This window comes from Corynebacterium fournieri, assembly GCF_030408775.1.
Taxonomy (GTDB): Bacteria; Actinomycetota; Actinomycetes; order Mycobacteriales; family Mycobacteriaceae; genus Corynebacterium; species Corynebacterium fournieri.
In genome coordinates this window covers 923,572-945,983 of the sequence record NZ_CP047210.1, presented here as the reverse complement: position 1 = coordinate 945,983, position 22,412 = coordinate 923,572, and the positions used below count along the sequence as shown (strand labels likewise).

Annotated in this window: 17 protein-coding genes, 1 tRNA gene and 2 pseudogenes; 10 read left to right on the top strand and 10 right to left on the bottom strand. The window is 64.6% G+C overall.

Translation table 11 applies throughout. The annotated features are described in order from the left end of the window. Positions 1-217 precede the first annotated feature (217 nt). Together CFOUR_RS04630 and CFOUR_RS04625 are read left to right on the top strand one after the other, a co-directional pair. Positions 218-1,363, top strand: coding sequence for a glycerol dehydrogenase (locus CFOUR_RS04630; protein WP_085956624.1), 1,146 nt, complete (start codon positions 218-220; stop codon positions 1,361-1,363). A gap of 335 nt (positions 1,364-1,698) precedes the next feature. Then, a complete protein-coding gene (locus CFOUR_RS04625) occupies positions 1,699-3,012 on the top strand; it encodes an HNH endonuclease signature motif containing protein (protein ID WP_179154760.1) in 1,314 nt (437 codons plus the stop codon). Here the strand turns inward: CFOUR_RS04625 and thrB are convergent. From thrB to argS, 4 genes are all read right to left on the bottom strand, one after another. Continuing rightward, entirely contained in the window at positions 3,009-3,938 is a 930-nt protein-coding gene (thrB, locus tag CFOUR_RS04620) for a homoserine kinase (RefSeq protein WP_085956626.1), read from the bottom strand. The genes CFOUR_RS04625 and thrB overlap by 4 nt on opposite strands. A 13-nt stretch (positions 3,939-3,951) precedes the next feature. Beyond that, positions 3,952-5,304, bottom strand: coding sequence for a homoserine dehydrogenase (locus tag CFOUR_RS04615; RefSeq protein WP_085956627.1), 1,353 nt, complete (start codon positions 5,302-5,304; stop codon positions 3,952-3,954). Positions 5,305-5,391: 87 nt separating this feature from the next. After that, positions 5,392-6,756, bottom strand: a complete 1,365-nt coding sequence (gene lysA / locus CFOUR_RS04610; RefSeq protein ID WP_085956628.1) for a diaminopimelate decarboxylase — start codon at positions 6,754-6,756, stop codon at positions 5,392-5,394. Then, positions 6,757-8,421 carry an arginine--tRNA ligase gene (argS, locus tag CFOUR_RS04605; protein ID WP_290180106.1) on the bottom strand — a complete coding sequence of 555 codons (1,665 nt, stop codon included), beginning with the start codon at positions 8,419-8,421 and terminating at the stop codon, positions 6,757-6,759. A 166-nt stretch (positions 8,422-8,587) separates the two neighbouring features. Here argS and CFOUR_RS04600 point away from each other — a divergent pair, with 166 nt between their 5' ends. The 5 genes from CFOUR_RS04600 to CFOUR_RS04580 all read left to right on the top strand — a co-directional run bounded on the left by CFOUR_RS04600 (position 8,588) and on the right by CFOUR_RS04580 (position 13,677). Beyond that, positions 8,588-10,258: an L-lactate permease gene (locus tag CFOUR_RS04600; protein WP_085956629.1), complete on the top strand. Its 1,671-nt coding sequence runs from the start codon at positions 8,588-8,590 to the stop codon at positions 10,256-10,258. A 93-nt stretch (positions 10,259-10,351) separates the two neighbouring features. Beyond that, on the top strand, positions 10,352-11,137 hold the full coding sequence (locus tag CFOUR_RS04595; RefSeq protein ID WP_085956630.1) for a (Fe-S)-binding protein: 786 nt from the start codon (positions 10,352-10,354) through the stop codon (positions 11,135-11,137). After that, positions 11,134-12,687, top strand: coding sequence for a LutB/LldF family L-lactate oxidation iron-sulfur protein (locus tag CFOUR_RS04590; protein WP_179154761.1), 1,554 nt, complete (start codon positions 11,134-11,136; stop codon positions 12,685-12,687). The genes CFOUR_RS04595 and CFOUR_RS04590 overlap by 4 nt, the downstream gene beginning before the upstream one ends. Next, complete coding sequence (locus tag CFOUR_RS04585; protein WP_085956631.1) at positions 12,688-13,362, top strand: LutC/YkgG family protein; 675 nt, start codon at positions 12,688-12,690, stop codon at positions 13,360-13,362. 238 nt (positions 13,363-13,600) lie between these two features. After that, a tRNA-Arg gene (locus CFOUR_RS04580) sits at positions 13,601-13,677 on the top strand. A 769-nt stretch (positions 13,678-14,446) separates the two neighbouring features. Here CFOUR_RS04580 and CFOUR_RS04575 read toward each other — a convergent pair. Both CFOUR_RS04575 and cmtR read right to left on the bottom strand, forming a co-directional pair. Continuing rightward, positions 14,447-15,050 (bottom strand): annotated as a pseudogene (locus CFOUR_RS04575) (cadmium resistance transporter). Next, positions 15,047-15,406 carry a Cd(II)/Pb(II)-sensing metalloregulatory transcriptional regulator CmtR gene (gene cmtR / locus CFOUR_RS04570; protein WP_085956632.1) on the bottom strand — a complete coding sequence of 120 codons (360 nt, stop codon included), beginning with the start codon at positions 15,404-15,406 and terminating at the stop codon, positions 15,047-15,049. Before cmtR ends, CFOUR_RS04575 begins: the two are co-directional and overlap by 4 nt. A 298-nt stretch (positions 15,407-15,704) precedes the next feature. Between cmtR and CFOUR_RS04565 the strand changes: the two genes are divergently transcribed. The 3 genes and pseudogenes from CFOUR_RS04565 to CFOUR_RS04555 all read left to right on the top strand — a co-directional run bounded on the left by CFOUR_RS04565 (position 15,705) and on the right by CFOUR_RS04555 (position 17,771). Continuing rightward, positions 15,705-16,046, top strand: a complete 342-nt coding sequence (locus CFOUR_RS04565; protein ID WP_353959390.1) for a Shedu anti-phage system protein SduA domain-containing protein — start codon at positions 15,705-15,707, stop codon at positions 16,044-16,046. 300 nt (positions 16,047-16,346) lie between these two features. Next, a pseudogene (locus tag CFOUR_RS04560) lies at positions 16,347-16,879 on the top strand (YceI family protein). Positions 16,880-16,946: 67 nt separating this feature from the next. After that, on the top strand, positions 16,947-17,771 hold the full coding sequence (locus CFOUR_RS04555; RefSeq protein ID WP_085956633.1) for a polysaccharide deacetylase family protein: 825 nt from the start codon (positions 16,947-16,949) through the stop codon (positions 17,769-17,771). Here the strand turns inward: CFOUR_RS04555 and CFOUR_RS04550 are convergent. From CFOUR_RS04550 to CFOUR_RS04535, 4 genes are read right to left on the bottom strand one after another with little or no spacing between them, the layout of a single operon-like run. Next, the gene (locus CFOUR_RS04550; RefSeq protein ID WP_329955416.1) at positions 17,752-18,012 is read right to left on the bottom strand and encodes a PspC domain-containing protein; all 261 of its coding nucleotides are present in this window, start codon (positions 18,010-18,012) and stop codon (positions 17,752-17,754) included. The two genes, CFOUR_RS04555 and CFOUR_RS04550, sit on opposite strands and share 20 nt — an antisense overlap. 59 nt (positions 18,013-18,071) lie before the next feature. Continuing rightward, positions 18,072-18,545, bottom strand: coding sequence for a MarR family winged helix-turn-helix transcriptional regulator (locus CFOUR_RS04545; protein WP_085956635.1), 474 nt, complete (start codon positions 18,543-18,545; stop codon positions 18,072-18,074). 11 nt (positions 18,546-18,556) lie between these two features. Beyond that, positions 18,557-21,211: an AAA family ATPase gene (locus CFOUR_RS04540; protein ID WP_085956636.1), complete on the bottom strand. Its 2,655-nt coding sequence runs from the start codon at positions 21,209-21,211 to the stop codon at positions 18,557-18,559. A gap of 3 nt (positions 21,212-21,214) precedes the next feature. Further along, positions 21,215-22,387 (bottom strand): metallophosphoesterase family protein, encoded by a 1,173-nt coding sequence (locus CFOUR_RS04535; protein WP_085956637.1) that lies wholly within the window; start codon positions 22,385-22,387, stop codon positions 21,215-21,217. Positions 22,388-22,412: the final 25 nt, after the last annotated feature.

Here is a 22,412-nt window from a genome sequence, read left to right as displayed (position 1 = left end):
CGCCAATAGCCCCCGCACCCTTCCTCGAAACCAACAGATTCATCCCAACGCACCCTTCCCTTACGTGTGTGCAGAATCACTTAGGAGAATAAAAGAACTCCACCGCACCTGCACGTTTTGTTATAGCTTCGCAAGGAAAACAATCTGTCCTGTCCGGCCCGGGCAGCCGGCCGCAGGCGACGTCGTCAAGCAAAAAGTCACGGTACGATTGAGGGGCATGACAGCGAAACCAAGCATCTTTTCCAGCCCGTCCCGCTACGTGCAGGGCCAAAACGCCATCCACGAGCTGGGCAAATACCTCAAGCAGCTGGGTGAGAACCCGCTGCTGCTTTCGGACGACACCGTGTGGGGCCTCGTTGAAAAGCAACTCACCGACGGTTTTGAAGAGGTTGGCCTGCCGGTCAACCGCGTTCAGTTCGAGGGCTTCGCCACCGCGAAGCGTGTCGACGACACCGTGAAGCTGATCAAGGACAACAACTACGATGTCGTCGTCGGTCTCGGCGGCGGCTCCGCCATCGACTCCGCCAAGGCAGCCGGCTTTGAGGCGGGCATCAGCTGGGTCTCCGTCCCCACCGCCGCGTCCTCCGACGCCCCGACGTCCACCCTGTCCGTGATTTACACGGAAGACGGCGCCTTCGACGAGTACCGCTTCTTCCCGCGCAACCCTGACCTCGTGCTCATTGACACCCAGCTGGTTGCCAGTGCGCCAGAGAGGTTCCTCGTCGCCGGCATCGGCGACGCCCTTGCCACCTGGGTTGAGGCCCGCGCGACGGCGAAGGGCAACGGCACGACCATGAACGGCGGCCGCCCCACCCGCGCCGGCGCCGCGCTTGCGGAACTGTGCTGGGACATCCTCTGGAACGACGCTTTCGCCGCCCTCGACGCGGTGCGCGCAGGCGTGGTCACCCCGGCACTCGACGCAGTTGTCGAGGCCAACACGCTGTTGTCCGGCCTCGGCTTCGAGTCTGGCGGCCTCGCTGCGGCGCACGCAATTCACGACGGCCTCTCCGCCGCCGAGCAAACCCACGGCCTGACCCACGGCGAGAAGGTCAACATCGGCACCATCGCCCAGCTGATCATGGAGGGCGCTGACACCGAAGAGCTGGAGGACTTCATCGAGTTCTCCACTCGCGTCGGCCTGCCCACCACCCTGACCGAGGTGGGCCTCTCCCCCGAGGACACCGAGGCCCTTGAAGCCGTTGCGCAGGCCGCGACCAGCAAGGACGAGACCATCCACAACATGCCGTTCCCGGTCACCCCGGAGCAGGTAGTTGAGGCGCTGGTCACCCTCGAGTTCACCTCCCGCCGTGTCCGCGAGGAACGCGGTTTGCCGTCTCCGAACAAGTACGAGACCAAGCACTAGCCTTCGCCCAAAGGGGCCGCACGATCGTTTTCGTGCGGCCCTTCTTTGCTGCGCGGGACTCTCAAGCGGTGGTTGAGAAGGTTCTGCAGCTGCAGAATGCTTCCCGCACAATTTTCGAAACTCTCACCCATTAGTTGAGAAGGTTCCGCAGTTGCAGAATCAGCTCAATTTTCCGGGGAGAGAGTCTCAACCAAAGGTTGAGAGAGTTCTGCAGCTGCAGAACCCTGGCTCACATGTTGAATGAAGTGGACACACAAACCCTTTACATCGAACACCTTTTCGCATACACTCGGCGTCACACAGTTCCCGCCCAGCCATCGCACAGGGGTCAGCCGATGACTACAGCCACTGTTCCAATCACCCGCGACACGCCTCAGCTTGTCGACGATCTAAAGAACCACCACCGCCAATCCCACACCCACCGCGCCGACATGCTCGATCTCCTCGGCCAGCTTGACGAGGCCGACATAGCAGCCCAGTACAGCGAAAATTCCACCGCGACCTGGATCAGACGCGAACTCAACCTCCCCACCGCAACCGCATACGAATACGTCCACATCGCACGGGGTTTACGCAGATTTCGGCATCTTTTTGAGACGTTCCGTTCCGGCGTCATGCCCTACTCCACCGTGCGCCTGCTGCTGAAATACATGACCGAACAGAATGAACAGGAGCTCGTCGAGCTCGCGCTCGTCCACGGCTATTCGGAGCTTCAGCAGATCTTCGCGGGGGCCGACCCGGTAGATGAGACCGAGCCCGACGCCCCCTTCGTCACCGCCAATGTCAGAGATGACGGCATGCTGGACTTCCGAGCACTCCTTCCTGCAATGCAAGGCCAGGCACTTCTTGCGGCACTGAAAATCGCGCAACTGGCCAACTACTGCGCCGAACTCCCGGACGCGGACGTCCTGGCAGACCCAGACAAACTCGACGAGATTATCCAGCAAGCCGAGCACCTCCCCGAGGCCTGCCCACCCGACCACACCGAAGAGCCTTCGCGGCCCCGCACAAAAATCGACCTAGATTCCCTTCTCCGCCCGCCGTCTCGCTACGGCCCACCGGAGAAGAAGGACCTCTACCCCGCGTTCATCGCCATGATGGACATGGTCCGCACTAAACCGGCCAGTCCCCTCCGCGCACCGGGCGCGCACGTCAACATCGTGCTTACTGAAGGCGGGGGCGCGTGGATGCCACAGAATATCTCCGCCCGCTCGGCGGAAGTACGCAGCTACATCGCGAACGCCACGGTTCGCATGCACCTGTTGGACAAGAAGGGCCTGACCATCAACGTGGGCCGTGCCCAGCGCTTCGCCACCGACGCCCAGGTCCTGGCACTTCTCACCGCCTGGAACCACCAGTGCGCGATGCCCGGCTGCAGCCACACCCGTTTCATCGAGATTCACCACATCAGAGAGTGGGACGAGGGAGGCAAGACGGACATAGACAACCTCATCCCGCTGTGCTCCAGCTGCCATTCAAAGATCAGCCACAGGCTTGCGCATATAGAGGCGTTCGGGCCGGATCTCTACTTCCGGCTCAAGGACGGCACGCAGTACATCTCCAGGAACCGCTCGCTGCCAACCCGAACGCGCAACTTCACCGGGCCCCTGCGGCCGGAATACCGCACGGGCACCAGCTACGACGACTAGTCTCGCACCAACTCCGCGGTGGCGGGCCCGGCGACATCGAGTTCGATGATGCGTAGGCCGGCGGAGCGTGCTTCGTCGAGAAGCGAGGGCTCCACCTCGGAAGTGGTCAGCACGAGCGCGGTCGGGCCGGCACCGGACAGGTAGGCGGCGTGGCCGCGGTTGCGCAAGCGATTGACCCACTCGGCGGTAATCGGCAGCACGTCGGCGCGGTACGGCTGGTGCAGGCGGTCGCGGGTGCCCTCGAACAGCAGCTCCGGGTGGTGCTGGATGGCCGCCGTCATCACTGCGGTGCGCGAGACGTTGAAGCGCGCGTCGGTGTGGGTGACGTGGCTCGGCAGCACCTTTCGCACGGCATTTGTGGAGGCGTGGAAGTCAGGCACGAGAGCGACAGCCTTGATGGAATCGTCCACCGGGATGCGCACAGCACGGTAGGACGGCTTGGACTGCCCGTCGACGGGAATGTCGGTCCAGGACACCACAGCGCCGCCGAGGGCGGAGGCACCCGCGTTGTCGGGGTGGCCCTCAAACTCTGAGGACAGCTGGACGATCGCGTCGTGGTCCAGCGGCGAGCCTGCAAGCGCGTTCGCTGCGACGACGCCGGCGACGGCCGCGGCGGCGGAAGACCCCAGGCCGCGGGACTGCGGGATGGAGTTGTGGCACACCACGCGCAGGCCAGGTGCGGACACGTCGGCGGCGGTGAGACCGGATTGGATGGCCTTGACCACCAGGTGGGAGCTGTCGCGGGGCAGGTCGTCGGCGCCCTCGCCGAAAATCTCCACCTCGAGGCCGGACTCGGTGACCTCGACCTCGACAGTGTCGTAGATGCTCAGCGCGAGTCCGAGGGTGTCAAATCCCGGGCCCAGGTTCGCAGAAGAACCGGGGACGGTGACTTTGACCTTGAGGCCGGGCTGCAGATCAATGGCCATGGTGCGCCCCCTTCTAGGAATCCAGGCGGATAACGGAGTTGACGGCCAGCACCTCGTCGTGGCCGGTGAGCTGGTCCACGATCGCGTGGAGGTCCTCCTCGCGGGCGGCGTGGGTAACCACGATCAGGTGGGCCTCGTCGCCAGACTCCTCCTGGCGCACCGCCGACAGGGAGATGCCTGCCGTGGCAAAACGCGCGGTGAGGTCCGCGAGCACGCCCACACGGTCGTTGACCGTCATGTTGATGTGGTAGCGCGTGGTCACCTGCTCGAAGGGGACGACCGGGTAGTCCGCATACGGGTTTTCCGCCGGTGCGCGCCCGCCGTGCACCTTGTTGCGGGCGGCGCCGACAAGGTCGCCGAGGACTGCGGACGCGGTGGGGGCGCCACCGGCGCCATTGCCGTAGAACATGAGACGACCTGCTGCTTCTGCCTCGACGAAGATGGCGTTGTAGGACTTGTCCACGGTGGACAGCGGGTGCTCGTTGGGCACCAGCGTGGGGTGGACGCGGGCGTTGACGCCGGTGGTGTTGCCGGCGTCGTCGACGAGGCGCTCGCAGATCGCCAGCAGCTTGATGGTCTGGTTGGACTGCTTGGCGGCCTCGATGTCGTCAGCGGTGACCTTTGTGATGCCTTCGCAGTACACGTCGTCGAAGGTCACGCGAGTGTGGAAGCCCATGGACGCGAGGATGGCGGCCTTGGAGGCGGCGTCGTGGCCCTCCACGTCCGCGGTCGGGTCGGCTTCCGCGTAGCCGAGGCGGGTGGCTTCTGCGAGTGCTTCCTCGTAGCTGGCTCCGGTGGACGCCATCGCGTCGAGGATGAAGTTGGTGGTGCCGTTGACGATGCCGGAGATGCGCTGCACCTGGTCGCCGGCGAGCGAGCGGCGCAGCATGCCCACCACAGGGATGGCGGCGGCGACGGCTGCCTCGTAGTACAGGTCCACGCCGGCGGCGTTGGCGGCATCTGCGAGTTCGGCGCTGTGCGCGGCCACCAGCGCCTTGTTCGCGGTGACCACGGACTTGCCGGCGTTGAGCGCCTCGAGCACGAGCTCGCGCGGGTAGTCGATGCCGCCGATAAGCTCGACCACGATGTCCACGTCGTCGCGGGTGACCAGCTCACGTGCATCGCCGGTCAAGTACAGGCCCTGGACCTCGGGGGCATCTTTGTGCTTGTCGACGTCCGATACCGCCACCCCCTTCACCTCGATAGGGCTGCCGATGCGCTGCTCCAAGCTCGAAGAGAACTCGGAGAGCAGGCGCAGCACCTCAGTGCCCACGGTGCCTTTGCCCAGCACCGCGACGCCTACGGGGGTGCCGATGCCCTTGCCCGGGTAGTTGCCGTTGTACCCCTCGGCGGTGGCGGAAGTCATGATGCGTGTTGCTCCTTCGTCGTGCTTGGCGGGGATCTGCGGTGAACCGCTTGGTCTACTATCGCGCAAACGCGCACCACGGGTCAATTAATATTCGCGCGCAATCAGGTCTTCAACCGTTTCGCGCCGCACCATCGGCGTGACCTCGCCGCCGCGCACGGACACCACGGCGGGACGCCCGAACGCGTTGTAGTTCGAGGCCATGGAGTAGCAGTACGCACCCGTGGCCGCCAGCGCGACCAGGTCGCCCGGGGCGATGTCGTCGGGCCATTTCGCGTCCTCGACGAGGATGTCGCCGGATTCGCAGTGCGAGCCGACGAGGCGCGTGTCGGTGGGGGCACCGTCGGTGAAGCGGTTGACCACGCGAGCGTCGTAAAGCGCGCCGTACAGCGAGGGGCGGATGTTGTCGCTCATGCCGCCGTCGACGGCGATGTAGCGGCGCGAGGTGGTGAACGAGGTGTCCACGTCCTTGATCACGCCGGCCGTGTACACGGTGACCGCGGACGGGCCCGCGATGGCGCGCCCCGGCTCGACCACCACGGTCGGCGCGGCGATGCCCAGCTCGTCCGCGACCTCCTGCACGGCCTCGAGCAGATCGCGCGCGACCGCCGCAACGTCGAGCGGCGACTCCCCCGGCATGTACGCGATGCCGTAGCCGCCGCCGAGGTCGAGGTAGCCCAGCGCCACGCCCTGGGTCCTCCAAATTTCGGCGTAGAGGCTGAGCACTCGCTCGGCCGCCAGCTTGAAGCCCTCGGCGTCGAACACCTGGGAACCGACGTGGCAGTGCAGACCGGTCAACTCGAGCCAGTCGGACGCGATGGCGGCGTTTGCGGCTGCGAGCGCGTCGCCGGTAGCCAGCGAAATGCCGAACTTCTGGTCCTCGTGGCTGGTGGCGATAAATTCGTGCGTGTGCGCGTCCACGCCCGGCTTCACGCGGACGAACACGTCCTGCTTCACGCCTGCTTGCTTTGCGACGTCTTCCAGCTGCGCCAGCTCCTGGTGCGAGTCAATGACCACGTGGCCGACCTTGGACTCCACGCACAGGCGCAAAAAGGCATCGGACTTGTTGTTGCCGTGCACGGTGATGCGCTCCGGCGGGAAATCGGCCGCCAGCGCGATACGCAGCTCGTTTTCGCTGGCGACGTCGAGGGCCAGGCCCTCCTCGTCCACCCAGCGGGCCACGCGGCGGGTGAGAAAGGCCTTCGAGGCGTAGTGCACGTTGCCGGGTGCCACGAACGCCTGTGCCATGTCGCGGCAGCGGGAACGGAAGTCGTCCTCGTCGATGACCACGACCGGCGTGCCGTATTCCGCGGCGATCTCCGTCAGGGGCACGCCGGCGATGGTGACAACGCCGTCCTCTTCACGCTTGGCGCAACGCGGCCACACGTGGGCGGGCAGCTCGTTGAAGTCGCCGTTATCTTCCTCGTACGGCGTGGAGATGAAAACGGTCATTTACATCCGCTCCGGCGCGCTCACACCGATCAGGCCGAGCGCGTTGGCGACGACCTGGCGAGAGGCCAGGGCGAGCGCGAGCCGCGAGGTGTGGATCGGCTCCGGCGCCTCCCCCGCCTTCGGCAGGATCTGGCAGGCGTCGTAGAACTTGTGGAAGGCGCTGGCCAGCTCCTCGGTGTAGCGGGCGATGCGGTGCGGCTCGCGCAGCTCGGCGGCGGCGCGCACCACAGCCGGGAACTCGCCGAGGGTGCGGATCAAATCGCCCTCCTTGTCGTGGGAGAGCAGCGACAGGTCCAGTTCCCCGGTCGAGCTCGGGAGGCCGACTCCAGCGTCGGCGGCCTTGCGCTCGAGGGAGCACAGGCGAGCGTGGGCGTACTGGACGTAGTAAACGGGGTTGTCCGAAGACTGCTTCGTCCACAGATCCAGGTCGATATCCAAGGTGGAATCCACCGACGAGCGCACGAGCGAGTAGCGCGCGCCGTCCACGCCGATGGCGTCCACGAGGTCCTCGAGGGTGATCACGGTGCCGGCGCGCTTGGACATCTTCACGGCTTCACCGTCGCGCACGAGGTTGACCATCTGGCCGATGAGCACCTCGACCGCATCCGCGTCGTAGCCCAGGGCCTGCGCCGCGGCCTTCAGGCGCGCGATGTAGCCGTGGTGGTCCGCGCCCAGCATGTAGATGGCCAGCGTGTGGCCGCGGTCGAACTTGTCGGCCACGTACGCGATGTCGCCGGCAATGTAGGCGGCGTCGCCGTCGGACTTGAGCACCACACGGTCTTTGTCGTCGCCGAAATCGGTGGAGCGCAGCCACCAGGCGCCATCCGCCTCGTACAGGTTGTGGTTGTCCTTCAAGGTGGCAATCGCCTTGTCCACGGCCCCCGACTCGAACAGCGAGTTTTCGTGGAAGTAGACGTCGAAGTCCACGCCGAATTCGTGCAGGGAGGACTTGATCTGCGCGAACATCATCTCCACGCCAGCCGCGCGAAAGGTCTCCTGCACTTCGGCGTCGGTGCCTTCCAGGGCGTGCGGGTGCTGGTCCACGACCACCTGGGCAATCTCGCGAATGTAATCGCCGCCGTAGCCGTCCTCCGGGGTCGGCTCACCCTTCGCGGCGGCCACCAGGGAGCGGGAGAAGCGGTCGATCTGCCCGCCGTGGTCGTTGAAGTAGTACTCGCGGGTCACCTGCGCGCCCGACGCCTCGAGCACGCGCCCCAGCGAATCGCCCACCGCTGCCCAGCGGGTGCCGCCCAGGTGGATCGGCCCGGTCGGGTTTGCAGAGACGAACTCGAGGTTGATCTTCTCCCCTGCATACAGGTCGGAGCGGCCGAAAGCCTCGCCTTCTTCAAGTACCTTCGCCACCAGCTGGCCCTGCGCGTCTGCAGCGAGGCGCAGGTTGATAAAGCCGGGGCCGGCAATCTCGGCGGAATCGATGGCGGGGTTATCCGCGAGGTCGTCGGCAAGCCACCCTGCGAGCTCGCGCGGGTTGGTGCCAGCCTTCTTGGCCACCTGCAGCGCGATGTTGGTGGCGTAATCGCCGTGCTCCGGGTTGCGCGGGCGCTCAACGGTTACGGTCTCGGGGACGACGGAGGCGTCGAGTTCATGGGCGGCGAGCACGCGCGTCGCGGCCTCTTTCACGGTGATAGCGAGTTCAGCTGGCGTCATGGGGCACAAGTCTAAAGCACCCTCCGACACCGCACGCAGCGTGCCCACCGCCAGCGCGGTGCAATAGGTCACACCAAAGCGCCACCCCATTATTAGTCACTTGCGGGCCCCAAGTGGCATATTGTTTCCCTGTCATTGCCCATCCCTGACTCGAAAGAGCCTTCCCATGGACCAATTCCAAGTCTTCACCGACGCAATCGGCGGCAGCGTGGGTCTCTCGGCACTGGTATCTACCCTGCCGCTGCTCACCTTCTTCATCATGCTGCTCGGCTTCAAGGCCCGCGCGCACACCTCCGGCGCGGTCGCGCTGGTTGTGGCACTGCTCGTAGCCATCCTCGGCTTCCACATGCCCACCGCCATGGCCATCTCCTCCGCACTCCGCGGCGGCCTGTTCGGCCTGTTCCCCATCGTCTTTGTCATCCTGACGGCCATCTGGTTCTACCAGATCACCGTCGCCTCCGGCCGCTTCGAGGACCTGCGTCTGGTCTTTGACAAGATGGGCAACGGCGACGTGCGCATTCAGGCGATGCTCATCGCATTCTGCTTCGGTGGCCTGCTCGAGGCGCTCGCCGGCTTCGGCGCACCGGTGGCCATCACCGCCACCATGATCCTGGCGCTGGGCATCCCGCCGCTGAAGGCAGCAACTGTGGTCCTGCTCGCCAACACCGCACCTGTGGCCTTCGGCGCTGTGGGCATCCCGATCACCACCGCCGGCGAGGTCGGCGGCCGCACGGTCGAGCAGACCGAGAACATCGCCGCAATCATTGGTAACCAGACCCCGCTTCTGGCGTTCTTCGTGCCGTTCATCATCGCCATGATCATCGACGGCAAGCGCGGCGTGCGCGAGACCGCCCCGGCGGCGTTCACCATCGGCCTGACCTTCGCGGTGGCCAAGTGGTGGACCTCCCACTACTTCGCCTACCAGCTCACCGACGTCGTCGCCTGCATCGTCGCGCTGGGCGCGGCGTTTTTGCTGCTGCGTTTCTGGCAGCCGAAGGGCATCGAAGAGATGCGCCAGCGCCTTGAGCTGCCGGAGCGCACCGAGGATGCGGAGCTGCCCGGCCACCGTGTGTGGATGGCGCTCATGCCGTACGCGGTTGTGGTGGTCATCTTCGGTCTGGCCAACCTCGGCAGCACCATCCCGGAGTGGCTGAACAAGTTCAAGATCTCCTTCGCATGGCCGGGCCTGGACGGCAAGCTTCTCGACGCCGCCGGGGATCCTGTCACCAGCGACTACAGCTTCGCCTGGATCAACAACCCGGGCACCCTGCTGGTCCTTTCCGCTCTGATCGTGTCCGTCGCCTACATGGTGTTCAACGAGAACGGCCGCTACAGCCTCACCTGGGGCCAGGTGGGCAAGGAGTTCACGGACACGGTGTGGAAGATGCGCTGGTCCGCGCTGACCATCGTGCTGGTGCTGGCCCTGGCGTATGTGATGAACTACTCCGGCCAGACCGTGACCATCGGTGAGTTCTTCGCCAACCTCGGCCCGGCGTTCGCCTTCTTCTCCCCGGTGCTCGGCTGGGTCGGCGTTGCGGTCACCGGCTCCGACACCTCCGCCAACGCCCTGTTCGCCAACCTGCAGGTCACCGCCGCGAACAACCTGGGTCTGAACCCGGACCTCATGCTCGCCGCGAACACCACCGGCGGTGTTGTGGGCAAGATGATCTCCCCGCAGTCGCTCGCCATCGCCGCGACCGCAGTGAACATGGAGGGCAAGGAGTCCGACATCTTCAAGAAGGTCGTCGGTTGGAGCTTCGGCTTCCTGATTGCAGTGTGCGTGATAGTCTTCCTTCAGTCGAACGTCCTGAGCGCCCTTGCGCCGGTCGTTTCGTAACTGAAAACCGAATATCGGAGCCCTCGAGGTCAATCACAGCCTTCGAGGGCTTTTCACTTTCCCTGTGATCACATATTGTTTAGGAGTCCGAACATGCGAGTAGCGCTGTTTTCTACTTGTATCGGCGACGCCCTCTTCCCCGACGCGCACAAGGCATCTGCCCTTGTGCTTTCCCGCTTGGGCTACGACGTTGTCTTCCCCGACCAACAGACCTGTTGCGGCCAGATGCACGTGAACACTGGTTATAAAGAGCAGGCCATCCCGATCATCGAAACCTACGTCGACGCATTCTCGGATCCTTCCATCGACTACGTGGTCGCCCCCTCCGGTTCCTGCGCCGGCGCCGTGCGCGAGCAGCACGTCGAGCTCGCCGAGCGCTTCGGCTCCAAGGCCCTGGTCGACGGCGCGAAGACCGCATCGAAGAAGACCTACGACCTCTCCGAGTTCATCGTGGACGTCGCTGGCACCTACGACGTGGGCGCTTTCTTCCCGCACCGTGTGACCTACCACTCCTCCTGCCACTCCCTGCGCTTCCTCAAGGTGGGCGACCGCCCGACCGAGTTGCTGCGCCACGTCGAGGGCCTGGAGCTTGTGGACCTGCCCAACTCGGAAGAGTGCTGCGGTTTCGGCGGCACCTTCTCCGTGAAGATGCCGGAGGTTTCCTCCGCCATGGTCTCCGACAAGGTCCGCCACATCAAGGACACCCAGGCCGAGTACGTCACCGCCGGTGACTCCTCCTGCCTGATGAACATCGGTGGCGCGCTCTCCCGCCAGCACCAGGGCATCCGCGCGGTGCACATGGCGGAGATCCTCGCCTCCACCAAGGAGCACCCGCTGACCCCGACGTCCGCGGCATACAAGAAGGAGAAGATGCTGTGAAGGTCGCACTCGGTCAACCCACCATGCCGCCGTACGCGAACGGCCCGTCCCACCTGCGCGGCAAGGAAAAGTTCCAGAAGGCTGCGCACCACGAGCTCAACGACGTAACCAAGCGCCGCAACTACCAGTACGCCACCACCACCATCCGCGTGAAGCGCCAGGCTGTGGTCGACGAGGTGCCGGACTGGCAGGACCTGCGCGAGGCTGGCTCCACCATCAAGCGCGACGTCGCCGCCCGCATGCCGGAGCTGCTGGAGCAGTTCGAGGGGAACGTGACCAAGCGCGGCGGCCACGTCCACTGGGCGCGCGACTCCAAGGAAGCCAACGAGATCATCCAGGACCTGGTCAAGGCCACCGGCGAGGACAAGGTTGTCAAGATCAAGTCCATGGCCACCCAGGAAATCGCGCTGAATGAGGAGCTGGACAAGGCCGGCATCTTCGCGCAGGAGACCGACCTGGCAGAGCTCATCGTGCAGCTCGGCGAGGACTTCCCCTCCCACATCCTGGTCCCGGCGATCCACCGCAACCGCGCAGAGATCCGCGACATCTTCGCCGCGAAGATGCCGAACACGGACGAGACTTTGACCCAGGACCCGGCGGAGCTGGCTGAGGCTGCCCGCAAGTACCTGCGCCAGCAGTTCATGGAGGCCAAGGTGGCCATCTCCGGCGCCAACTTCGGTTGCGCAGATACCGGCACCGTCTCCATTGTGGAGTCCGAGGGCAACGGCCGTATGTGCCTGACCCTGCCGGAGACCCTGATCACCGTCATGGGCATTGAGAAGCTGCTGCCGAACTTCGAGGACCTCGGCGTGTTCCTGCAGCTGCTGCCGCGCTCCTCCACCGGTGAGCGCATGAACCCGTACACCTCCCTGTGGTCCGGCGTGACCGAGGGCGACGGCCCGCAGAACTTCCACATCGTCCTGCTGGACAACGGCCGCACCGCAGCCATGTCCAACGAGATCGGCCGCGAGGCGCTCAAGTGCATCCGCTGCTCCGCCTGCCTGAACGTCTGCCCGGTCTACGAGCGTGCTGGTGGCCACTCCTACGGCTCCACCTACCCGGGTCCGATCGGCGCCATCTTGACGCCGCAGCTGACCGGCATCGACTCCTCGGACGACCCGAACGGCTCCCTGCCGTACGCGTCTTCCCTGTGTGGCCGCTGCAACGAGGTCTGCCCGGTGAAGATCCCGATCACGGACATCCTGCTGGAGCTGCGCTACCAGAAGGCGAAGAACGAGCCGAACCACGTGGAGCGCGCCGCGTTCGCTTCCCTGGCCCAGGTCTGGGGCCGCGGCCCGGTGTGGGACAAGCTGGTGCGCATGGTGGCCATGGGCCGCGTGCTCGGCGGCTTCAACGGCAAGATCGAGACCATGCCGCCGCCGATCTCCGGCTGGACCGAGTACCGCGACGTTGCGGTGCCGCCGAAGAAGTCCTTCCGCCAGTGGTGGGGCTCCGAGGAGGCCGAGCGCCTGCTGGCAGAGGCCCGCGAGCAAGGCGTCCCGCGTGATCAGGAGGTCACCGGCAAGCGTTTCGAAGAGGAGAAGAAGTAAATGACCACTCGAGTTACTGGTAACTCCGCTTCCCGCGACACCCGCAACGAGGACGCTAAGCGCGAGATTCTCAAGCGCATCCGCGACGCGCACAAGCTCTCCAACGTCCCCGAGCACGTCGAGGTGGTGCGCAACTACAACACCTCCTCCGACATCAAGGGCGACGAGCTGCGCGAGATCCTCATCGACCGCCTGGTGGACTACAAGGCCGACGTTGTGGAGACCACGGAGGCGACGCTGAAGGACGACATCCTCAAGGTGCTTGCAGACCGCAAGTGCAACGAGATCGTCTACGCCCCCGGCCTCGATGCCTCGCTTTTCGACGGCTTCGCTGGCACCGCGCGCCCGGATTCCAACGACACCGATCCGCGCGAGCTTTCCGACGTCGATGCCGTGATCACCGACTCCCACGTCTCCTCCGCGCAGACCGGCACCATCGTGCTCGAGTCCGGCGACGTGTGCGGCCGTCGCGCCCTGTCCCTGGTTCCGGACCGCCACATCTGCATCGTGCGCCCGGACACCGTGGTCTTCGGCGTGCCGGAGATGATCTCCCGTATCGACCCGGAGCGCCCGGCGACCATGATCTCCGGTCCGTCCGCGACCTCCGACATCGAGCTCGTGCGCGTCGAGGGCGTGCACGGCCCGCGCGACCTCATCGTGATGGTTGTGAAGTAGCCGCTTTCCTGGCATAACGAAACGGCCGGTCCCTTTCGGGGCCGGCCGTTTCGCTGTCATTGTTTCCCGTGTCACGCCGTTCCCGCGGCGCGCACCAATGATTATGGAGCACCGGTGTTGAGAATCCATGGGGTGAGGCTGGGAGTCGCCCTAGGGTTCGTTCGGTTTTTCCTCACCCACTCTCCCGACCCAACCAATTTCATCGCGCGGGCAGCCGAGTGCTAGCCTTAACGGCATTGTCTTCGTAGCTCAGTGGATTAGAGCATCGGTTTCCGGTACCGAAGGTCGCAGGTTCGAATCCTGTCGGGGACACCATGTGAAGTCTCGAGACATCGTTCCTACGGTGTCTCGAGATTTTTTGTTTCTGGCGTGCCCCGGGGTGGGGTGTCTGGTGGTGTTTTGAGGGTTTGTGGGTGCTTGATTCCTGCTGGATTTGGCGGACCGTCGTGTGCCCCAGACGCTTTGGGATTACCTCCAAGGTGGGTTGATGCGGCATGAGCCCGTTGTGGAGCTGCATTGTGGCTTCAGGGAAGCACAGGCAGGAGCCTTTGCTTATCGACGAGCGTTCCGTCGCCGCTCAGAGCCGGTGCGTACGAGGAGCGGAACGATGTCTCACGACATGGCTTTTTGCCGTCGTGGGGCACTTCCGGCGCATTGCTTGCCCACCGGAACGATGTGGTGAGACATCCCCGCAGGACAAACCGGAACGATCTCATGAGACATGCGGAACGATGTCACCGAACCAGACACTGTCGGGGACACCACTTGTGCAGGGGTTTTCACGAAACTGTTCCAATCTTTTCACGAAACCTCCTGCTGGCCGAAGGAAAACGGCCGCGAACGAAAAAATGACCCACTCCGCTCGTTCGGAGGGGTCATTTTTCTTCGTCGCAGCTGTAGTAGATGAACGGTAGAGGCGCTTGCACTCAAAGGCTGTGGCTTCGTTCAACTGGTGGCGCGGTTTTTGCAGCGCTCCATGGCGGTCTTGTTGCTGCGATCACGCAGGACTGGCTGCGGGTAGTTGTTGGGGTCTGAACCGAGAGGGGTGCGCCCGGTCGGGGCCGTTTGGAACACTGCCGCTACGTCAGAGCCCGAAGGCTCCGCCGCTGACGAGGATCACGATGCCGAGGCCGATGAGAACGATGGGAAAGAGGATGTCCTCCCAGCGTTCGAGCACTTCCGCGATTGGGGGGGCGGGTGGCGACGAACTTTGCCAGGGCCACCAGGACCGCAACGAGCGCGAGGAAGATAACGCAGTAGGCGACCACTGCGAGAGGTTCCACGCTAAGGAATACAGGGGTGTAGACACCGATGTTGTCGCCGCCATTGGCAAAAGTGACGCCTGCGACTGTCCCTACGCCGACCTTCTTGCCGGATATCTTGGCCTCGTCGTCATCGTCGTCATCGTCTCCGCGCCAGGCCTGCCATGCGGCCCAGAGGCCGATGCCCAGCGGGATGAGACCAAAGTATGGGATGGCTGCCGGGGGCAGAAATGCTCCGGCGCCGGCGGTCACAAGGATCGCGGCGACGAGGATGCCGGCAAATCCGAGGTACTGGCCGGCCAGAATACGGGCGGTGGTGCCGCTCTGGCCTGCCCCTCGCGCGAAGAAGAGGGAGAGCACGATGATGTCGTCGATGTTGGTAGCTGCGAACAGGCCTATCGCCTGCAAGACCGAGGTGAGGATCATGCGTCCTCCCCAGCTGCGTAGCATCCGGGAAGCGAGCAGGCGGGATCGATGCACGGGGCATCTACGTCTACTGCCAAGGTGGCATCGACCAATGTAGTCAGCGCCTGCGCCAGGTGCGGATCGGCGATCTCGTATCGCGTCCGACGCCCCTCGGGCTCGGAGACGACAATCCCGCAATCGCGCAAGCATGCCAGGTGGTTGGACACGTTCGAGCGTGTCAGGTCCAGATCTCGGGACAGTTCCGCCGGGTAAGCGGGATGGTCGAGCAGGGTTAGGATGATCCGGGATCGAGTGGGGTCGGCCAGTGCACGACCCAGGCGGTTCATCACGTCGAGGCGCGAAGCAATAGTCAGCATGCACTGAACTATACAGCAAGTACTGAACTGATCAAGTTCCGGGTAGTGGTGGAGCTGCGTGTGCTGCTCAAGAGACAGTGGAAGTAGCAGAGATGGCAGAGATTCCGGCAAAGTTGCGAAAACAGCGTCGCCAGCTCGAGATTCGAGTTGCGCACGAGCCTGGCGTAGTTCGCGAGATCGGTTTTCAGGCCCCAATCAATGACCCGAACGGGACAAAAACCGATGGCCTCATCGCCTTGAACCGGGAAGGCTCAAACAAACTTATCTATCTCATCCGCAGCCTCGACTCGATTCCCGTTTGCAAGCGGGGACACCTCGGGGTTCGACGACGGTTCGCGCCGCAAAGGAGAGCCTTACCGGATGGATTGCCGAGAGGGACAGCGAGGGAGGCGACACCGGCGACGGTGCCTACTTGGTCGAGCCGCGCTCGTTTCTGGTGATCGGCTCCATGAGCGACTTGTGCAGCTCGCAAGGAAACCGAATTGACGCGAAGTTCCGTAGCTTTGAAAGTTTCCGCTCGAACCTTAAGTCACCGGAGGTGCTTACCTTTGACGAACTTGTCGAGCGGGCACGCTGGAATGTGGAACTTGCCGAGAGACAAGAAGAGTCGGAAACGGAATTTCCTGACTTCCCGTTCTAAGGAGTGCTCCTGCTCACGATATGTAATTGACTCCTGTCGTGTAACCGGAGGCGGAACCCGGTGTAACCGGAATGTAGCCGTGGACCTGATATAACTGGTCAGGAGGTTTCGTGAAAGCCCCTTTCGTCTCGAGACATCGTCGCAGCGGTGTCTCGAGATTTTGTTTTTCTGGGGGCTGGCGGGGACTTTAGTGCGTCGATAAGCAACTGCACCTGCACACTGTTGACGCGTCACCCACCTTGCAATAACGTCGTCCTCGTCATTTGAGTGACATATCAACAAACAGTTTTAGGAGCAACCATGGCATCCATGACCGGCACGTACAACCTCGACCCCGCCCACTCCTCCGTCGGTTTCACCGTCCGCCACGCGATGGTGACCAAGGTGCGCGGCGAGTTCACCGACTTCGACGCAACCCTGACCATCGCCGAGGATCCCGCCGCCAGCACGGCATCCGGCACGGTGCGCACGGCCAGCGTGGACACCCGCAACGCCGACCGCGACGCCCACGTGCGCGGCGAGGACTTCTTCGCCGTGGAGCAGTACCCGGAAATGGCGTTTCAGGCGAGCTCTTTCGACGTGGACTCGACGGGCAACGGCACCGTCACCGGCGATCTGACCATCAAGGCAACCACCAAGCCGGTCACCTTCGAGGTGGAGACCTTCGGCGTCGAGGAGGCCCGTTCGGCAACACCCGCATCGGCTTCGAGGCACGCACCTCGATCAACCGCAGCGAGTTCGGTATCGATTTCCAGGCACCGCTGAATTCCGGCGGCATGCTGGTCAGCGAGAAGGTCGCCATCGAGATCGAGGGCAGCGCGATCAAGCAGTAGCTTATCGACGCGCGTTCCGCCGCCCCGCCCACTACAATGCCTGACTGTGTTGAGTCGGCGATCTTTCATGTCCGTCACTGCGGTGGCGGGCATTTCTGCGCTTACGGGCTGCGCGACGCCCCGGCAAGAGGTGGTGACGGCCACGGCGACGTCGACCGCGCGCACCACGGTGACAACCGCCCCGCCCGGCCCGCAGCGCTACGCGGACCGCTCCCCCGCTGCGTTCGGCACGTCGATGCCCGGCATCGTCGACACCGTCCCCACCACGCCGGGCCAGCGCACCATCGCGTTGACGTTTGACGCCTGCGGCGGACCGCACGGCTCCGCGGTGGACCAGGGGCTCATCGACGCGCTGCGCGAGTACTCGGTACCCGCAACACTGTTTTTGAGCGCAACCTGGATCGAGGCCAACCCGCAAGCGATGCGCAGCCTGGCCGCAGACCCCCTTTTCCGCCTGGAAAACCACGGCACGCGCCACCTGCCGCTGAGTGTCAGCGGCGCCGCCGCGTACGGCATCGCCGGAACGGCAAGCCCCGCCGAGGCGATCGCGGAGATCGACGGCAACAGGGAAGTACTTGCGGGCTACGGCGTGGAATCCAACTGGTTTCGATCCGGCACCGCCCACTACGACGACGTCTCAGTCGACATCGCCGACGACCGCGGCATCGCCATCGCCGGCTACACCGTCAACGCCGACTTCGGCGCCACAGCGACCGCCACCCACGTGGCGTCCGCGATTGTGCACGCCCCGGACGGAGCGATTGTGCTCGGGCACATGAACCACCCCACCTCCGGCACGGGCCCCGGCGTGCGCGCCGCGCTTGAGCAGCTGCAAGCACACGCCGTAAGGTTCACGTTCCTCGACGGGTCTCTTAGTACTCCGCCGGCATGATCAGCCATGCGATGATGTAGGCCAAAAGGCCCGGCAGGACACCCGCGAGGGCCAGCAGCACGAACACGACGCGCACGATAGTAGCGTCCACGCCGAAGTACTTTGCCAAGCCGCCGCACACGCCTGCGAGGTACTTGTCGGACATCGAGCGCTCCAGGCGCTTCGGGGAGTGATCCGGGGTGTAGTTATTCGGGTAGTACGGGCTCGACATGGTCTCGTCATCCTTTCCTTGCGGGTGCATTTGACCCCATCCAACCCCTACGGCGGTTGCGCTTCAAGGATCTCCGCGAGATTGTGCGGCTAAGTCAAGCGAGGAGGCAGGTTCTCCGCCTTATTCACGTCGGCGAAGAAACCCCGGATTGTTTCGGCGCGAGCCGAGTCGAGGTGGTCGAAAATCAAGCGGCGCACCGTTTCCACGTGGTCCGGAACTGCGTCTTCGAGCCGGGCCATGCCCTCTTCAGTCAGCTCCACCAGCACGCCACGTGCATCGCCGGGGCACTTCCTCTTCGTAAGCAGACCGCGTTTTGCCATCCGGGTGACTTGGTGGGAGGCGCGGGAGCGATCCCAGCCGAGCTCGTCGCAAAGCTGGCGCAGGCGCAGCGTTCGCTCCTCCGCTTCGGACAGTGTGACAAGCACGGCGTACTCCGACGACGAGATGTCGCCGCCCGTCTGCAGGCGTTCATCAATCGTTCGGGAGATTTTGGTAAACCCCGACACGATGGAACGCCACAGTTCTTGCTCGTCCTCGTCCAGCCATCGCGGTTGTGTCGCCATAGACGAGTACTTTAGCCCATTCTGGTGGAAACCGTTTTCAATTGGTCCATGGAATAGGAACGCGCCGCTGTCACGCGATCAAAGCGGTCTGGGAAGCAGGTCAGCACGATGACCTGCGAGGAATTGCCCACCTGAGTAAACAGCGTGTTCATGCGCGCCAAGCGCTCCGGGTCGGTGGCGCCCAACGCGTCGTCCACCACCACCGGAACAGGCGTGGTGGATCCACTGGCAGTGACCAGGTCCGCGATGGCGAAGCGGGTCAGGATGGCCAACTGCTCCTTCGTGCCGCCAGAGAGCTGCTCCAGCGGCACGCTCACGCCGTCGACGGTGCGCTCGCTGACGGTGAGATCCTCGCCGAAGTTGAAGTCCACCGTCGGGCCGAACAGCGTTCGTGCGCGGTTGCGGATCGCGTCGTTGAAAGGCGCGGTGTAGCGGGCGCGGGCTGCGTCGCGGTGGGCGTGCATGGTCTCGCGCAACAGCCGCACCGCTTCGGCGCGGCGGGTGGTGCGCGCCAGTTCGGTCTCTGCGGCGTCGAGCTCCGCGGCGGCGCGGTCCGCCTTCTCCGCAGCGCCAGCCGCAATCTCAATGCGGCCGGTCAACTCCGTAATGCGGTTGCGCGCCTCGGCCTGGCGCTTCTCCAGGTTTGTCAGGCGCGCCTTCGCGCCCTCGAGCATCTGCTGGGCCAGCTCCGGGTCAGCCTGTGCAAGCTGCCCCTTGAGCTCGGCGTGTGCGTGCTCGGCGGCGCGCTCCTGCGTCCCTGCGGCCTCGAGCGCCTCCTCGAGCGCCGCTATGGAAGACGCCTGCTCCGCCTTTTCCAGGTCGGCGGCGGCGTGGCCCGCCTCTGCCTCCTTGGATTCGAGCTTCGTCTGCACGACAGTCAGCTCGCTCGCGGCGGTGCGGTCGGCGTAGGGCTTGAGCGCCGCATCGGCCGCGTCGACGTCCTTCTCGGCGGCATCCATCGCCTTTTGCGCGTCCTTGACTGCGCGCTCTGCCTCCTGCTCGCTTTCTGCGGGTGCCTCCCCGTCGAGTGCGTTGGTCAGCTCCTCCACCTGGGCGGTGAGACGGTCGTGCTCGGCGGAAAGCTCGTCGGCGTCGGTGCCAGCCAGCGCATCATCGCGGCGCTGGCGGGCGGACTTCAGCTCGGCGTCGTGCGCCTTGCACGCGTCGCGGGCGGCACGCGCCTCCTCCACGTCGGCGCAACCGACCTTCTCCAGCGCTCGCGCTAATGCGTTTTCCGCTTTCTCCACCGCGCGGCGGGGATCCTCAGCCCCCTGGGCCGCTCGGAAGACGACGTCGAACTCGCCGAGGGTGATCTGCGTGCCCTCGAACACGGCCACAGTCTCGGTGCCGTCCACTTTTACGGTCTCACCGTCCACCTCGACGCTGTTGTCCTTCGCAGTGATTTCCAGCTTGGCGGAGGCGGCATCGCGCAGGCGGCGCTGCAGGGTCAGTTCGCTTTCCGCTTTCTCCAGCTTGCGGACGTCCTTGTCCGTGACAACCGGCGACGGGGCTGATTTCAGCAGCTCCGTGTAGGCAGCTTCAGCTTTGCCGATGAGTTCGAGTTGGTCGTGGACGACCGTGAGGCGTCGAGAAGCACGGGCAAGATCGCGGACGTGCTCGGCCCGGCGAAGTTGCGTACGGACCTCCCCAACGCGTTGCTTTGCCTGCTCGACGTGCTCGGTGAGCTCGGTGATCTTAGCCCGCTCCGCGTCGCGCGCCTGACGTGCCGGCGCGAGTTTGTCGCGCAGCGCCTGCTCCTCCTCGCGCAGCTTTTTCACGCGTGCCGCCAAAGCCGTGCGCTCGGTGAGGTCCTGCTCGGCTCGCTCGCGGGCGACAGTGGCGCGCTCGAGCTGGTCGCCGGCCGCCTGGGTTTTGTCGAGCAGCTGGCTGGCCTCGGCGTAAGCGGCCTCGCGCTCGACCAACTCCTCGTTCGCCTGCGGCAGGTCCGCATCCACCGCACGGATCTCCTCTTCGCGGCGGGCGACCTCGTCCACGTAGGCGGAAAGATGCTCCACCTCCGTCTCAGCTGCGCGCAGCGCCTCACGGGCCGCGTCCACAGCTTCGGACTGTGCGACGTAGGAGGCTTTCTTCTTGGGCGGGGACGCAGCCGTCCAGTAGCGGGCGTACTCCGTTTCGATGGCCTGCATGAGCTCCGCGTCTTCCTCGCCAGAGTGCTCGGAGCCGGATTGCGCGTCCAGCGCCTGGGAAATCGACGGGATGCCAGCGGCGGCGATGCCCGGCTCCAGGTCGCCTTGGCGCAGGAACAGCGTCTTGGCCAGGCTGGTGTCCATCTGCTCGGAGAGGATGCGGGCAAGCTCGTCGTCCGCCTGGCGGCCGGTGAAGTTCTTGTGCACCGGGGAGAGAATCTCCAGCTCGGACAGTTTGCCCTTCAACCAGCGTTTGTGGATAGAAAAGGTGGTCTCCCCCACCGTCGCGGTCAACGTCACCTCGGGGGATGCGTCGCGGCCGACAGGCGCGAAGACCTTGATCTTCTTGCCGCTGGCGGAGTGGCGCTCCTGCAGCACGGTGTTGATGGCGTCCAAAATTGTGGACTTGCCCGCTTCGTTGTGGCCGTGGATGACAACGACGCCCGTATCGGGTAAATCGCGCAGTTCAAGGTGTTCGATGGCCCGGAAGTTATCGATGACGATGTCGTGGATGCGCATGGCCTAGTCCACCTCCTTGGAAAGACGAAACAGCAGATTGACGGCATCGCGCGCTGTGGCCCGCTGCCCGTCAGCCACAGCACTGTCTGACGATGCCTGCCCCACCAGCTCACGCATCGCCTCCTTAGCAAAGCCGGTGAGCGGGAGGTTTTCCATCTCCTCGTCGCCCGGTTCGAGGTGCAAGCTCATCAACCGCTCCCGCGGATACAGCGCAGCAAAGACCGGCTCCAGCTCTGCGAGCTCGCGCTCGAGCATGCGCGTGTCCTCTAGGCCGAGCGTGCCGGTCAGCGCGTATTTGACCACGGTGCGATCCTTTTCCGGGTAAGCCTTGAGCGCCTCGATGACCTCGGCCACGTCCTCGGCGCCGGCCACCTCCCAAAAACGCGCCTCGAAGGTCCAGGTGCCCACCGGGACCTTTTCCACCTCGACCGCAGAGCGGCCGTCTTCCTTCGCCACCGTGACCACGAGCGCGTTGCCGGAATCCACCTCTCCGCCTGCCACCCCCGGGGTGCGGTCGAAGTAGTCGGTGGTTTCGGGCGCGCCGGAAAACCACACGCGCTCCGACGCAGACAGCGCGGTGGTGGAATGGGTATCGCCCAATGCGACGTAGTCGATCACTCCCTCGGCGATGGCGGTGTCGAGCGAGGCGACGTCGATAAGCGCATACGCTTCCTCGTCCCCGAACCCCTCGACCGCACCGTGGCCGACCAGAATGCGCACGGCCTCGGTGGGCTCAAGATCCCTGATCGCCTTCGCGCACAAATCCTCAGAGGCGTGCTTGGTCAGCAGCGGTGCGCCGACCACCTCAACGCCCTCGCGCACCTGCACCGGAGTGGAATCCGCCAGCACGGTCACTCCCTCGATGCCTTCGGTGCGGTGGAAGATACTGTCCGCGACCAAGGGATCGTGGTTGCCGGGCAACAAGTACACCGGCACCGGCAGCTTTCGCAGCGCTTCCAGGGCGCGGCCCAGCGTGGTGGGCTCCAGGGAGTTGTGCTCGAATACGTCTCCAGCGACGACGATGAATTCCGCGTCCCGCTCGAGGGCAATCTCCCCCAACCGGGTGACGGCGCGCAGCCGAGCGTCGTCGAAACGCGACTGCGCTTCAGGCGACAGGAACTTTCTGCGCATGCCCAACTGCAGGTCGGAGGTGTGGATGAAGGTGGTGTGCGTCATGCCTATACACCTACCACCGCGCCCG